Raw genomic sequence first — 13573 nt, forward strand, 5'->3', positions numbered from 1 at the left:
CGAGCACGCTCCCCCACCGGTCGGCGTCGGTGTTGGCCAGCAGCTTGTCCCGGGTGATGCCTGCGTTGTGCACGACGCCGTCGGCGAGGCGCAGGAGGCGCCCGGCGCGCTCGGCTGCCGCCAGCTCGCGCTCGCCGAGCCCGCGGGCCACGAGGTCGGGCTGCTCGGGCGCGGCGAACGGTTCGGCGCCGAGCCGCTCCTCGACCCAGCGCAGACCGGGCTCGGCCGCACCGAACGCGATCGTGGTGCCCGGCCGCGAGATCGCGCCCTCGCGGACCACCAGCCCGGCCGCCGCTGCGGCGGCCGCCACCAGCTGCAGGTCGGGCAGGTCCACCGCCGAGCGCGCGGCCTCGAGTGACAGCTCTGGGCTGAGCGGGTGGTCGTGGGCCGCGGCGTCGACTGCAGCGGCGAGCCCGACCTGCCAGCGCTGCCAGGTGTCGTCGGCGACCCACCACTCGCCTTGTCGCACCATGCCGTCCGGTGTCCCGGCCAGGTCCTGCTGCGGTATGCCGAGCGCCTCGAGCTGCGCGCCGCGCACGGCACCACGGCGGGTCACCTCGGTGCGCAGGTCGGCCTCGCCGGTGGCCGTCTCCAGTGCCTCGGCCCGACGGTGCGCCGCACCGCGTCGGCGCAGCTGCGGCGGGTCGACGTCGAGCACGACCACACCGGCCACGACGAGGTGCCGCCCCGGGTCGCGCAGGATCGCGCGGTCACCGGCCTGCAGCGGAAGCGGCCGGGGGAGCGTGAGCCGAGCGGTGTCGGCGCCGAGCGGGCGGACGTGCACCGGTTGCGCGCCCGAGCCGAGGTGGAGCACGAGCCCCGCCGGAAGCGAGTCGAGATCCACTGCGGCGCGTTGGCCGACGGGACGACCGAGAGCGGGGGTCGCGGCCAGGGGAGCGGTCAGGCGCACGTCGAGGTGCTGCGTGATCGGCCACGCGCCGGGCGTCAGCAACGCGTCACCGCGGCTCACCTCCTCGCGGCCGACACCGCGCAGGTTCACCGCGACCCGGGCGACCCCGTCGACCCGTTGGTGGGCGCGGCCGAGGCTCTCCAAGCCACGCACGGTGACCGGGCGGCCCCCGAGCGACAGCGTGTCACCGACCCGCAGCCGGCCTGAGCCGAGCGTCCCGGTGACCACCGTCCCGCTCCCGCGGACGGTGAACGAGCGGTCGACCCACAGCCGCACCCGGGCTCCCGGGTCGGGCGGCGGCATCAGGGCGGCCAGCTCGGCCAGCGCCTGGCGCAGCTCGGCCAGTCCCGCGCCGGTCCGCCCGGAGACCGCCACGGCAGCGACCTGGCCCAGGCTCGATCCCGACATCTGCGCTCGGGCCTCTGCGAGCGCCGCGGCGGGGTCGGCCAGGTCGCCGCGGGTGACCACGAGCAGCCCGTGGGCCAGGCCGAGGGCGTCGACCGCGGCGAGGTGCTCGGCCGACTGGGCCTGCCAGCCGGCGTCGGCGGCCACGACGAACATCACCGCCGGTGCCGGGCCGAGTCCGGCGAGCATGTTGCCGATGAAGCGCTCGTGCCCGGGCACGTCCACGAAGGCGATGGCCGCGTCGAGGTCCGCGGTGGTCCACGCATAGCCGAGGTCGATGGTCAGGCCGCGGCGACGCTCCTGCTCCCACCGGTCCGGCTCCATCCCGGTCAGGGCGCGCACGAGGGTGGACTTGCCGTGGTCCACGTGGCCCGCGGTGGCGAAGACGTGCACGGCTAGGCCTCCGGGGACTCAGGTCCGGCGAGCGAGACATCCGCCGCGAGCACGGCTGCCACCAACGCCTCGTCCTGTTCCTCGGGCACGCAGCGCAGGTCGAGCAGGGCGCGCCCGTGCTCGACGCGGCAGACGACGCCCGGCTCACCAAGGCGCAGCGGCACGGCATACGACGCTGGTATGGCGACCGCCCACCCGGGCAGCGCCAGTCCCGGAGCTCCGCCGCCCCCGACCGCCCCGTCGGCCGGGACCACCTCGCCGCCGATCTCCTTCGCCACCGCTGCGCACCGCTCGCGGAGCCGGGCGGCGTCGGCGTGCAGGTAGGCCGTGGTCGGGGGACGCGGACCGGCCACGGTGGCCTCGAGGGCGGCGAGGGTGAGTTTGTCGACCCTCAGGGCGCGGGCGAGGGGATGGCGTCGGAGCCGCTCGACCAGGTCGGCGCGACCCAGCACGAGTCCGGCCTGCGGGCCGCCGAGCAGCTTGTCGCCGCTGCAGGTCACCAGGTCGGCGCCGGCGCGCAGGGAGCTGGCGGCGTCGGGTTCGTCGGGCAGCAGCGGGTCGGGCTCCAGGAGTCCGCTGCCGATGTCGCAGACGACGGGGACGCCGAGACCGGCCAGGTCGTGCAGGGGCACCGACGAGGTGAAGCCCTCGACCCGGAAGTTGCTCGGATGGACCTTGAGCACACAGCCCGTGTCGGGCCCGAGGGCCTGCGCGTAGTCGGCCAGTGCCGTCCGGTTGGTGGTGCCCACCTCGCGCAGCCGCGCCCCGGTGGACGCGATCAGGTCGGGCAGCCGGAAACCGTCACCGATCTCGACCATCTCGCCCCGGGACACCACCACCTCGCGGCCGGCGGCGAGGGCGGTGGTGGCGAGCACGAGCGCGGCGGCCCCGTTGCCCACGACGAGCACGTCCTCGGCATCGGGCACGGCCTCCCGCAGCGCGGCCAGGGTGCCCCTGCCCCGGCGGGCGCGGGCACCGGTGTCCACGTCGAACTCCACGTCGACGTAGCCTGCCGCGCGAGTCATCGCCTCGACCGCGGCCCCGGACAACGGCGCTCGGCCGATGTTGGTGTGCAGCACGACGCCGGTGGCGTTGAGCAGGGGACGCAGGGAGGTGGCCGACCGTGGCAGCGACGCCACCGCGCTGCCGGCCACGTGGCTCGGTGCGATCTCCCCCCGGCGTGCGCGGTCCTGGGAGGCACGCACTGCAGCCTTCACCGAGTCCGCCCCGAGCCGGGAAGTGGCCTCGACGAGCCGCGGGTCGGCCAGCACCGTGTCGGTGCGGGGGACCTGGCGACGCGGATCGGACCGGGACACGTGCCGATCCTAGGCGTGCGACGTCCCGCGGCCTCCCGTGCCCCGCGGGCCGATGGGTGCGAAGTCCGCGGGTTCGTGGACTCGGCACGGTTCCGCGGGCCGATGGCGTGTGAAGTCCGCGGGTTCGTGGACTCGGCACGGCCGCGGGAGGGGAGCCGGGCCGGTTGGCGGAGGCGGACGGGAATCGAACCCGCCTGCGACAGATGCTGCCGCACACCGGTGTTGAAGACCGGGAGGACCACCAGGTACCTGTACGCCTCCGCCGGACACGCTAGCCGGTGTGCGGCGCGAGAGCCGCTGCGGGGTTCAGACCTGATCGCGTTCGGCGGCTGGTTATGGTCTGGGTGTATGACCACCGACACCACACCGACCTACCGGCTGACCCAGTTCGCGCACGGGGGCGGGTGCGCGTGCAAGATCCCGGCCGGTGAGCTCGAGGACATCGTCCGCGGCCTGATCGGCACACCCGGACCGGAGCTGCTCGTGGGGCTGGAGGCCGGCGACGACGGCGCGGTCGTGCAGGTGCGCGACGACCTGGCCGTGATCAGCACCGCGGACTTCTTCACCCCGGTGGTCGACGACGCCTACGACTTCGGCCGCATCGCCGCGGCAAACGCCCTCTCCGACGTCTATGCGATGGGCGGCCGCCCGGTCGTGGCGATCAACCTCGTCGGGTGGCCGCGCGACGTGCTGCCCACCGAGCTGTTGCGCGAGGTGCTGCGCGGTGGAGCCGACGTCGCCTCCTCGGCCGGCTGCCCCGTCGCCGGTGGCCACAGCATCGACGACCCCGAGCCGAAGTACGGGCTGGCCGTCACCGGCCTCGCGGATCCGGATCGGTTGCTGCGCAACGACAACGCACGCGTCGGTATGCCGATCAGCCTCACCAAGCCGCTCGGCGTGGGGGTGCTCGGCAACCGGCACAAGGCCACGGGCGAGGTCTTCCCGGAGGCCATCGCGTCGATGGTGGCCCTCAACGACGAGGCGTCCCGCGCCGCCCTCGCAGCCGGTCTCACCACGGCCACGGACGTCACCGGCTTCGGACTGCTCGGCCACCTTTACAAGATGGTCCGTGCGTCCGGGGTGTCGGCGGTGGTCGACGCGTCGGCCGTCCCCTACCTCGACGGCGCGCGCGAGGCGCTCCGAGACGGCTACGTGCCAGGCGGCACCCGACGCAACCTCGACTGGGTGCGACCGCAGCTCGAGGCGACCGTCGACGAGGACGAGCTGCTGCTGCTGGCGGACGCGCAGACCAGCGGCGGGCTTCTCGTCGTGGGGGGGCTGCCGGGGGCCCCGGTCATTGGCGAGATCACGCCCCGCGGCGCCCACGCGCTCTCCGTCCGCTGATCGTGGGGATCGACGCCGTCCTCCAAGCGGCCAGGCGAGGAGTCAGCCGGCTCACTCCGACGCAGGCCGCCGAGGCGGTCCGCGACGGCGCGCTCCTGGTCGACACCCGGACCGAGGCGCAGCGCCGCGTCCAGGGAGAGCTGCCCGGCGCCCTCGTCATCGACCGGACGGTGCTCGAGTGGCGGCTCGACCCGACGAGTCCCTACCGGATCCCTGAGGCGACCGGTCCGGACCTGCTGGTCGTCGTCGTGTGCCGGCAGGGTTACAGCTCCAGTCTGGCGGCTGCCAGCCTGCGGTCCGTCGGGCTGCATCGGGCAACCGACGTCGTCGGCGGGGTCGAGGCGTGGATCGCCGCGGGCCTGCCGCTGGCGGACGGGCTGGCCGACGTCCGGCGCTGACGGGTCCAGCCGGCAGGCACGGGCACCCGCCGCGAGCCCGTGCTTTCGCGAGTCACGCTGGCACTACCTCGCGACACGCCGCACGACACGTCGGGACGGCGTCCGCTCACCCGGGCAGTGCCAGCGTGACCTGCGGTCCAGCCACGCGCTGGGGCTCAGCGCAGCGGCACGAACCGGTAGGCCCCGTGGTGTTCGACCTCGACGTCGTTGCCCCGTCGCCGAACTCGCGTCATCCGACCCTGCACCGGCAACACCATCACGCCGCCGTCGGCGAGCTGGTCGACGAGTGGGTCGGGCAGGCGACCCGCGTCCGCCGAGACCAAGATCCGGTCGTAGGGGGCGCCGGTGGCGTGGCCGAGCACCCCAGGGGTGGCCCGCCGGACACTGGCGCCGACGACGCCGCTGGCCGCGACGTTCCGGGCGCCCCAGGCGGCAAGGCCCTCGTCGAGCTCGACCCCGATGACGCGACCGCCCGGAGCCACGAGGCGGGCGAGCAGAGCCGTCGTCCAGCCCGACCCCGAGCCGACGTCGAGCACCCGCTGGCCGGGACACACCTCGAGCAACCCGAGCATGGTGCGGACGGTGGTGGGCTGTGACCCGGTCTGCCCGGCGCCGATCGGCAGCGCCCGGTCGGCCTCGGCGTGCATCCGCTGGTCCCGCGGGAGGAACCGCTCTCTCGGGGTCTCCTGCATGGCCTGCTGGACGTCCATGACACCAGTAAGTCACGCTGACCCACCGGACCGCACGTCACGCCGGCACGACCGCGGGGGAGCCGCCCGGTCAGGTCTCGCCGACGACACTCTCCTCCCCGAGCACTCCCTCGTCCACCGTCTTCCGGGTGCGGGGCATCTTGGTGATGAGCGGGAGGGCGATGGAGGCCAGGGCGATGATGCCCATCGTGGTGTAGCCGAGCGTGTAGTGGCGGTCACCGCCGATCAGGGCCGAGATGATCATCGGGCCGAAGATGCCACCGAGGCTCCAGCCCAGGATCATCAGGCCGTAAATTGCCCCGGCGTACTTCACGCCGAAGAAGTCCCCAGCGGTCGCCGGCATGGTGCCGAAGCCGCCGCCGTAGCAGAGGTAGATCAGCGCCGCGAGGATGAAGAAGAGGACCGCGTTGCTGGTGTGCGGCACGAGCAGGAGGCAGACCCCCTGGATCGCGAGCATCGAGGCGAAGGCGGTCATCCGTCCGATCCGGTCCGACAGCGCCGCCCAGACGATCCGTCCGCCGCCGTTGAAGATCGCGAGCGCGCCGACCAGCCCTGCCGCCCCGGCCGCGGTGTAACCCGCGACATAGGTTGCGGTGGCGGCGGCCTCGGCGATGAGCGCGATGCCCACCGTGACGTTGAGGGTGAGGATCGCCGTCAGCATGTACCACTGTGGCGTGCGCAGCGCCTCCTTCTCGGTGTAGTCCTTGCCGCTGTCGACGGTGCGTCCCGTGGTGGCGGGTGAGTAGCCCGGGACGTGGTAGCCCTCCGGGGGGTTGCGGAAGAACGAGGCGCCGATGAGGGAGAGCACGAGGTAGCCGATCCCGAGGGGCAGGAAGACCTTCGTCGGCACGTCCTGGTTGTTCTTGATCAGCGCCTGGGCGATCGGCGAGGTGAGCACGGCACCGAAGCCGAAACCACCCACGGCAAGCCCGGTGATCAGACCCCGCTTGTCGGGGAACCACTTCTGCAGCATGGCGATCGGCACGATGTAGGCGAAGCCGAGGCCGAAGCCGCTGATCACGCCGTAGCCGAGCACGAGCAGCCAGAGCTGGCTCCGGTCTGCGGCGAACGAGGCGATCACGACGCCGACGGCGTAGATGACGCCACCGGCAAGTGCGACGATGCGGGGTCCCTGCTTGTCCTGGATCCGCCCACCGAGGTAGGACCCGATGAAGATCATGCCGATCGTCACGGTGAACGGCAGCGAGGCCTCGACCTTGGTCAGGTGGAACGCCTCCGAGTCGGCGAGCGCCTTGCTGAAGACGCTCCAGGCATAGACCGCGCCGATCGAGAACTGCAGGAGGAGGGCGGCGGCAACCAGCCACCATCGGCCCTTGGTCGGGTTGTCCGTGGGCGTGGTCGTGCTGCTGGTCATGTCCCCTCCTTAAGGGTCGGGCTATCTGAAGTGGGCTGCTTGCTCGGCCTGCTGCAGTCGTTCGCGCTGCGGGACGACGGTGTACTTCGGGTCCTTCGCCGACGCCTGACCGGCCTCGAAGATCGCGAACCTGGTGCAGGCCGAGCCGGCCAGCAGGGCCGCACCGGACAGCGCTGCAGCGACCCGGCTGCGGCGTCCGAGCACGGCTGCTCCGAGGGCTCCCGCCACGGTCAGCCCCTGGCTCAGCTTCATCAACGTGCCGCCCCGCCCCTCGTGCAGCGTCTCGGCGGCGAGGCCCATGGAGTGCTCCATCTGCTGGCCGGCGACCAGGTCGAGCACGGCGCCACCGACCGCCATCCGACGTGCCGGGCCGGCCTGCGACAGCGGGCTGGCGACCATGCCCAGGCCACCGGAGGCCGCCGCGGCGGATCCGGCGAACACCCACGGAAGCTCGCGGTATGCCGAGTGCCAGGCAGGCGTGGCCGTGTCCGCCACGAGGACCGCGGTGTAGCTCGCCAACGGCGGAGCGAACAGGGCTGCGCCCAGACCGGCCGGACGCCCGAGCGCGGACACCAGCCTGCCGAGCCGACCCGGCAGCAGGCCACCGGTGACCTCTGAGATGGCCGCCATGCCGGCCATCGGGCCGTAGGCGGCGAGGATCCAGCTGCCCACCGACATCGGTGAGGTCAGCCGGACCACGCGCAGCATGTTGACGAACCGGCTGGGCTTGCCGAGATCGTGGATGAGGAAGAAGGTGCTCAGCCCGACCGCGCCGAGGGCGCCGACGCGGCCGCCGCGTCGCAGCGCCTCACGGCCGGTGAGGTCGGCGCCGGCCGCCAGCAGGGACGAACCTGCCGCGAGGCCACCGAAGAAGAAGTAGGCGGGGATGTCGTTCTGCCACGGCGAGGGTTTGACCACCGGGAGCCCGTAGTAGGACGTGAACTTCGCCGGCGGCACGACGGCCCGTTCGCCGCCCTCGCGGCGCCGCCACGAGCTGCGGCTGATCGCGTCGCCGGCGGACCGGAGCATCTTGCCGGCCTGCCCGCCGCGGCGGCGACCGCCGAACCGGTCCTCCTCGTCCGGCCACCGGCCGAAGGTGTTCTGCGCCTCTCCGGGGGTGCTCATCGACGACCCCCGAGGAACGACAGGGCGGCTCCGGCGGCCAGGCTGAGGGCCGCCATGCCGGCCTTGCGGAACATGTCGGGCAGGTCACGGGTGGTGACCACCGGGTCCGGCGGCATGCCGTAGACCTCCGGCTCGTCCAGCAGCAGGAAGATCGAGCCCGTGCCGCCCACACCGTCGTTCGGGTCGTCGCCGTAGAGCCGGGCTCCCTCGACGCCCTGGGCCTGCAGCTGCTCCACCCGCGCCCGACCGCGCTCGCGCAGCTCGTCGACGTCGCCGAACTGGATCGACTGGGTCGGGCACGCCTGGGCGCACGCGGGGGTGTTGCCCGCCTCGAGGCGGTCGTAGCACAGCGTGCACTTCTGGGCGATGCCGACGTTCTTCGCGTCCTCCGGGCCGTTGCGGCGCTCGATGACGCCGTAGGGACACGCCGGCACGCAGTAGCCACAGCCGTTGCAGATGTCGTCTTGCACCACGACGGTGCCGAACTCGCTGCGGAACAGCGACCCGGTCGGGCAGACGTCGAGGCACGCGGCGTGCGTGCAGTGCTTGCAGACGTCCGAGGACATCAGCCAGCGAAAGTCGGGCTTGTTCCCGTCCTGGCTGCCGGCTCCGTCGGGAGCGGCAGCCTCGTCCGCGGGGCGCAGGGTCGGCATACCGAGGTCGACCGGCGGAGGGGCTGGGGGAGCGGCGGGTTGCTCGATGAACGCCACGTGCCGCCACGTGTTGGCGCCGAGGGCGCTGGTGTTGTCGTAGGAGTCACCGGTCAGGCCCTCGGACCAGTCGGCCGGGATCGCGTTCCACTCCTTGCACGCGACCTCGCACGCCTTGCAGCCGATGCAGATCGACGTGTCGGTCAGGAAGCCCTTGCGGGCCGGAGCATCGGTCCACCCCGCATCGGGTGCGGGGTCGAGGGGACCGAAGAGACTGTTCTTCATCATGCCTCCCCGCGCAGCGTGTTGCTGGTCTCGACCGTGATGCCCGCGCGGCTGCGGTATGTGTCGACCAGTCGCAGCAGCGCTGGCCCGGTCGGCCGTCGGCCAGGTTGGATGTCGCACGAGGAGGCCTTCGACTCCTGGATGTGCACGTTCGGGTCCAGCGTCACCCCGAGCAGGTCGTTGGCGCTGTCGCCGCTGACGAGGGCGCCGCCCCCGCCGACTCCCCAGTGGTAGGGCAGCCCGATCTGGTGGATCCGCTTGCCCTCGACGGTCAGCGGGGTGATCCGGTCGGTGACCAGCACCCGCGCCTCGATCGCGGTGCGCGCCGTGATGATGGTCGCCCACCCGCCGTTGTCCAGCCCGCGCTCGCGGGCCAGCTCGGGGGAGACCTCGCAGAAGAACTCCGGCTGGAGCTCGGCGAGGTAGCCCGACCAGCGGCTCATCCCCCCGGCCGTGTGGTGCTCGGTGAGCCGGTAGGTGGTGAACACGTAGGGGAAGACGTCGGAACCGGGGGCGCCGGCCGAGGGGTTGGACAGGTTGTCCTTGCGCTTGAAGACCTGCCGGGTCGGGTTCGACTGCTGGCTGTAGAACGGGTTGCGCACCGGCGACTCCTGCGGCTCGTAGTGGGCCGGCAGCGGCCCGTCGAGCAGCCCCTTGGGTACGTACAGCCAGCCCTTGCCGTCGGCCTGCATGATGAAGGGGTCGTCGCCCGCCAGACCGGCCGGCCCCGGGGTGCCGGGCTCCGGGCGGAAGGACGGCGCCTTGGTCTTGGGGAAGTCGGGCACGTCGTGGCCGGTCCAGCTGCCTGCCTCCTCGTCCCACCACACGTAGGCCTTGCGCTCGCTCCACGGCTTGCCGTCGGGGTCGGCGGAGGCGCGGTTGTAGAGGATGCGCCGGTTGGCGGGCCACGACCAGCCCCACTCGAGCGCGACCCAGGACTGCTCGGAGCCGGGCTTCTTCGAGGCCGAGTGGTTGATGCCGTCGGCGTAGACGCCGGTGTAGATCCAGCAGCCGCCGGCTGTCGTGCCGTCCGGCTTCATCTGGGTGAAGCTGGACAGCATGTCGCCGCGCTCGTTGTGGTCGGGGCCGGTCAGCTCCCAGCCGTTGATCTCGCGCAGCACGGCGTCGGCGGACGCGCCGGGCCGGCCGTCCTCGCGGTCATAGTCCCAGGTGAGGTCGAGCAGCGGACGGTCCCGCTCGTCGGTCGAGTCGGCCAGGCGCTCGCGGACCTTCTGGCCCAGCAGGTAGAAGAAGTCGAGCTCGCTCCGGCAGTCACCCGGCGGCTCGACCGCCTGGTGGTGCCACTGCAGCATCCGCTGGGTCTGGGTGAAGGTGCCGTCCTTCTCCACGTGGGAGGCCGCCGGGAAGAAGAACACCTCGGTGCCGATGTCCTCGGTGCGCATCTCGCCGGTCGCGATCTCCGGCCCCTCCTTCCAGAAGGTGGCGGACTCGATCAGGTTGAAGTCGCGCACGACCAGCCACTTGAGGTGCGACATGCCGAGGCGTTGCATCCGTCCGTGGGCAGACCCCACCGCCGGGTTCTGCCCCAGCAGGAAGTAGCCCTCGACCTTCTCGGCGATCATGTCCATCACGGTCTGGTAGGTGCCGTGGTCGCCGGTGAGGGCCGGGAGGTAGTCGTAGCAGAAGTCGTTGTCGGCGGTCGCCTTCTCGCCCCACCACGCCTTGAGCAGGCTCACGGCATACGACCGGGCATCGCTCCAGAAACCCTTCTGGGACGAGGTGGAGATCCGGCCGAGGTAGTCCTCGAGGGTGTCGCTGTTGCCGGCCTTCGGCATCGGCAGGTAGCCCGGCAGGATGTCGAAGAGGGTCGGGATGTCGGTGGAGCCCTGGATGCTCGCGTGTCCGCGCAGCGCCAGGATGCCGCCACCCGGCCGGCCCATGTTGCCCAGCAGCAGCTGGAGGATGGCGGCGCCACGGATGTACTGGACGCCCACAGTGTGCTGGGTCCAGCCGACCGAGTAGACGAAGGCGGTGGTGCGGTCGCGTCCGCTGTTGGCCGTCACCGCCTCGCAGACCGCCAGGAAGTCCTCCTGCGAAACCCCGCACATCCGCTCGACCATCTCGGGGGTGTAGCGCGAGTAGTGCCGCTTGAGGATCTGGAGCACGCACCGGGGGTGCTGCAGCGTCTCGTCGCGGTGCACGTGGGCAGCGCCCTCCTCCGACGCACCCTGGCTTCCTGTCGCGTGGCCCGCCGACTCCTCGTGCTCGGCAGGCGCCTGGCGATCGGTCCCGGCCGCCGCGGGCTCGGCGACGTCCTCGTAGGCCCAGGAGGTCGGGTCGTAGCTGCCGCTCTGGGGGTCGTAGCCGGAGAACACGCCGTCGAGGTCGTCGACGTCGCGGAAGTCCTCGCTGACCAGCGTCGCAGCGTTGGTGTAGGAGAGCACGTAGTCGTGGAAGTACAACTCGTTCGTGAGGACGTAGTTGATGATCGCGCCGAGGAAGACGATGTCACTGCCGGCACGCAGCGGCACGTGCTGGTCGGCCATCGCCGAGGTGCGGGTGAAGCGCGGGTCGACGTGGATGACCCTGGCGCCCCGTGCCTTTGCCTCCATCACCCACTGGAAACCCACCGGGTGGCACTCGGCCATGTTGGAACCCTGGATGACGATGCAGTCAGAGTTCTGCAGGTCCTGCTGAAAGGTCGTGGCACCGCCGCGTCCGAACGAGGTCCCCAGACTGGGGACGGTGGCGCTGTGTCATATACGCGCCTGGTTCTCGATCTGGATCGCCCCCATCGCGGTGAACAGCTTCTTGATGAGGTAGTTCTCCTCGTTGTCGAGGGTCGCGCCGCCGAGCGCTGCGATCCCCATCGTGCGCCGCAGCGCGTGCCCCTCCTGGTCGACGTCCTGCCACTGGGCCGCCCGGCTCGCGACCACCCGGTCGGCCACCATGTCGGTCGCGGTCTCGAGGTCGATCCGCTCCCAGTCCGTGCCGTGGGGCCGCCGATAGAGCATGTAGCGCTGGCGGCCGGGGGCGTTGACGAGCTGCTCGCTGGCCGAGCCCTTGGGGCACAGGCGGCCGCGGGACACCGGCGAGTCGGGGTCGCCCTCGATCTGGATGACCTTCTCGTCCTTGACGTACACGCGCTGGCCGCACCCGACCGCGCAGTAGGGGCAGACGCTCTGCACCACACGGTCTGCCGTCTCGGTGCGTGCGGTCCAGTCGCGGGTCTTCTGCGACTGCGCCGCGGCGCCTCGGCCAAGCGGGTCGGTGCCGGTGAGCTGACGCACCACCGGCCAGGACAGAAGGGTCTTCCGAGCGCTCACAGTCAACCTCCGGCCGTCGTGGCCTCGCACCCTACCGGTCGGATGCTGTTACTGGAAGGGACAACCCAGCTCTGCGGTATGCCGTCTGGCTGCCCCTCAACCGCGGGCCCCCGGCCGGACCACTCGCCATACGCAGGGGCCTCACGGCTGGACGCTCAGTGGCTGGTCCGTGCGCAGCGCCTTGAACAGCGCGAGCGCCTTGTCGTGGTCCCACTTCACGGCGCTGCCCGCGTGGGTCTGCAGGTTGACGTCGGACAGGGGGATGGTGAGCGACTGGCCATGGCCCTGGGACACCTTGCGGACGGCCAGCAGCACCTTCGCGACCTCCCAGGGCGAGTCGTTCTTGTCGATGGTCAGCCCCTTGGCTCCCGCGGAGCCGATCCGGTGCAGACGCCACGGCAGCAGCACGTTGGCCGGTGACGCCGCCTTGCTCATCAGGGCGCCGAGAAACTGCCGCTGCCGCTGCACCCGGCCGAGGTCACCGAGCGGGTCGGAGTACCGGGCCCGGACGTAACCGAGGGCGTTCTTGCCGTTCAGCACCTGACAGCCCTTCGGGAGGTTGATGCCGGCCTTCTTGTCGTTCATCGGGTGCGGGAGGCACATCCGCACCCCGCCCAGGCTGTCCACGACCCCGCTGAACCCGGCGAACCCGACCTGGATGTAACCGTCGATCCGCAGGCCGGTGGTCTGCTCGACGGTGTCGATGAGCAGCGAGGGCCCGCCGAAGGAGAAGGCCGCGTTGATCTTGTTGTCCTGGTAGCGCCGGATCGGCACGTAGCTGTCCCGAGGGATCGAGACCAGCGTCGGGTCACCGCTGTCGGGCAGGTGGACGAGCATGATGGAGTCGGTGCGACCGCCGGCCGCGTTGCCCGTGGTGTACTCCTTCTTCTGCGCCTTGGTGAGCCCCTCGCGGCTGTCGGAACCGACGAGCAGGTAGTTGCGACCCGACCCCTGGGCCGGGCGGTCCTTGCTGAGGGGTTCGGCCGCCACCTTGGCGACGTGGTTCCAGGCGCTCGTGCCGGCCCAGACCAGCGACCCGATCCAGGCGATCAGCACCAGCACGACGATCGTGAGGGTGAGACGCAGCTTGCGGTGGCGCCGCGGCGGCCGACCGCCACCACCACCGGTGCCGGACGGACCGGTCGGGCCGCCGGGGCCGGCGGGAGCTGGTGAGGGCCGGTCGGTGCGGATCTTGCGCGTCGGGATCGGGCGGGCGGTGGAACGCCTCGTGTCCACCCGGATCACGTCGCCGTCGGCCGGGTCAGGAGCCTGCGAGCGGGGAGCGCGCGATCCCGGCCGGTTGCCCTGCGGGATCTGGCGGGAGCGGTCTACGCCGTCTTCGAAGTCCTGAGGCACCGCAACAGGGTAAAGGAGT

The 13573-nt window shown here is 71.9% G+C and carries 10 protein-coding genes and 1 tRNA gene; 2 read left to right on the forward strand and 9 right to left on the reverse strand.

The genetic code is table 11. The features are described 5' to 3' along the window. The 3 genes from FCN22_RS13965 to FCN22_RS13975 all read right to left on the reverse strand — a co-directional run. Window positions 1–1708, reverse strand: a 1708-nt coding sequence (locus FCN22_RS13965) for a GTP-binding protein (protein ID WP_137122178.1), incomplete at its 3' end; no start/stop codon positions are given. A 2-nt stretch (window positions 1709–1710) separates the two neighbouring features. Beyond that, complete coding sequence (gene selA, locus FCN22_RS13970; protein WP_137122179.1) at window positions 1711–3024, reverse strand: L-seryl-tRNA(Sec) selenium transferase; 1314 nt, start codon at window positions 3022–3024, stop codon at window positions 1711–1713. A 165-nt stretch (window positions 3025–3189) separates the two neighbouring features. Next, window positions 3190–3285: transfer RNA gene (locus FCN22_RS13975), tRNA-Sec, on the reverse strand. A gap of 87 nt (window positions 3286–3372) precedes the next feature. Between FCN22_RS13975 and selD the strand changes: the two genes are divergently transcribed. Together selD and FCN22_RS13985 are read left to right on the forward strand one after the other, a co-directional pair. Further along, a complete protein-coding gene (selD, locus tag FCN22_RS13980; protein WP_137122180.1) occupies window positions 3373–4368 on the forward strand; it encodes a selenide, water dikinase SelD in 996 nt (331 codons plus the stop codon). Between the two features lie 2 nt (window positions 4369–4370). Further along, a complete protein-coding gene (locus FCN22_RS13985; protein WP_338016658.1) occupies window positions 4371–4766 on the forward strand; it encodes a rhodanese-like domain-containing protein in 396 nt (131 codons plus the stop codon). A gap of 155 nt (window positions 4767–4921) precedes the next feature. On the opposite strand, the gene FCN22_RS13990 is transcribed toward FCN22_RS13985, so the two are convergent. The 6 genes from FCN22_RS13990 to FCN22_RS14015 form a co-directional block, all read right to left on the reverse strand. Then, a complete protein-coding gene (locus FCN22_RS13990) occupies window positions 4922–5476 on the reverse strand; it encodes a protein-L-isoaspartate O-methyltransferase family protein (protein ID WP_238384739.1) in 555 nt (184 codons plus the stop codon). A 70-nt stretch (window positions 5477–5546) separates the two neighbouring features. After that, a complete protein-coding gene (locus FCN22_RS13995) occupies window positions 5547–6851 on the reverse strand; it encodes an L-lactate MFS transporter (RefSeq protein WP_137122181.1) in 1305 nt (434 codons plus the stop codon). A 21-nt stretch (window positions 6852–6872) separates the two neighbouring features. After that, entirely contained in the window at window positions 6873–7976 is a 1104-nt protein-coding gene (gene nrfD / locus FCN22_RS14000; RefSeq protein ID WP_238384740.1) for an NrfD/PsrC family molybdoenzyme membrane anchor subunit, read from the reverse strand. Continuing rightward, a complete protein-coding gene (locus tag FCN22_RS14005; protein ID WP_202911579.1) occupies window positions 7973–8911 on the reverse strand; it encodes a 4Fe-4S dicluster domain-containing protein in 939 nt (312 codons plus the stop codon). The genes nrfD and FCN22_RS14005 overlap by 4 nt, the downstream gene beginning before the upstream one ends. Next, window positions 8911–12198, reverse strand: a complete 3288-nt coding sequence (gene fdh, locus FCN22_RS14010; RefSeq protein ID WP_137122183.1) for a formate dehydrogenase — start codon at window positions 12196–12198, stop codon at window positions 8911–8913. The genes FCN22_RS14005 and fdh overlap by 1 nt, the downstream gene beginning before the upstream one ends. Window positions 12199–12339: 141 nt before the next feature. After that, entirely contained in the window at window positions 12340–13554 is a 1215-nt protein-coding gene (locus FCN22_RS14015) for an LCP family protein (RefSeq protein WP_238384741.1), read from the reverse strand. Between the last annotated feature and the right edge of the window lie 19 nt (window positions 13555–13573).

The organism is Segeticoccus rhizosphaerae, assembly GCF_005222685.1.
Classification (GTDB): domain Bacteria; phylum Actinomycetota; class Actinomycetes; order Actinomycetales; family Dermatophilaceae; genus Segeticoccus; species Segeticoccus rhizosphaerae.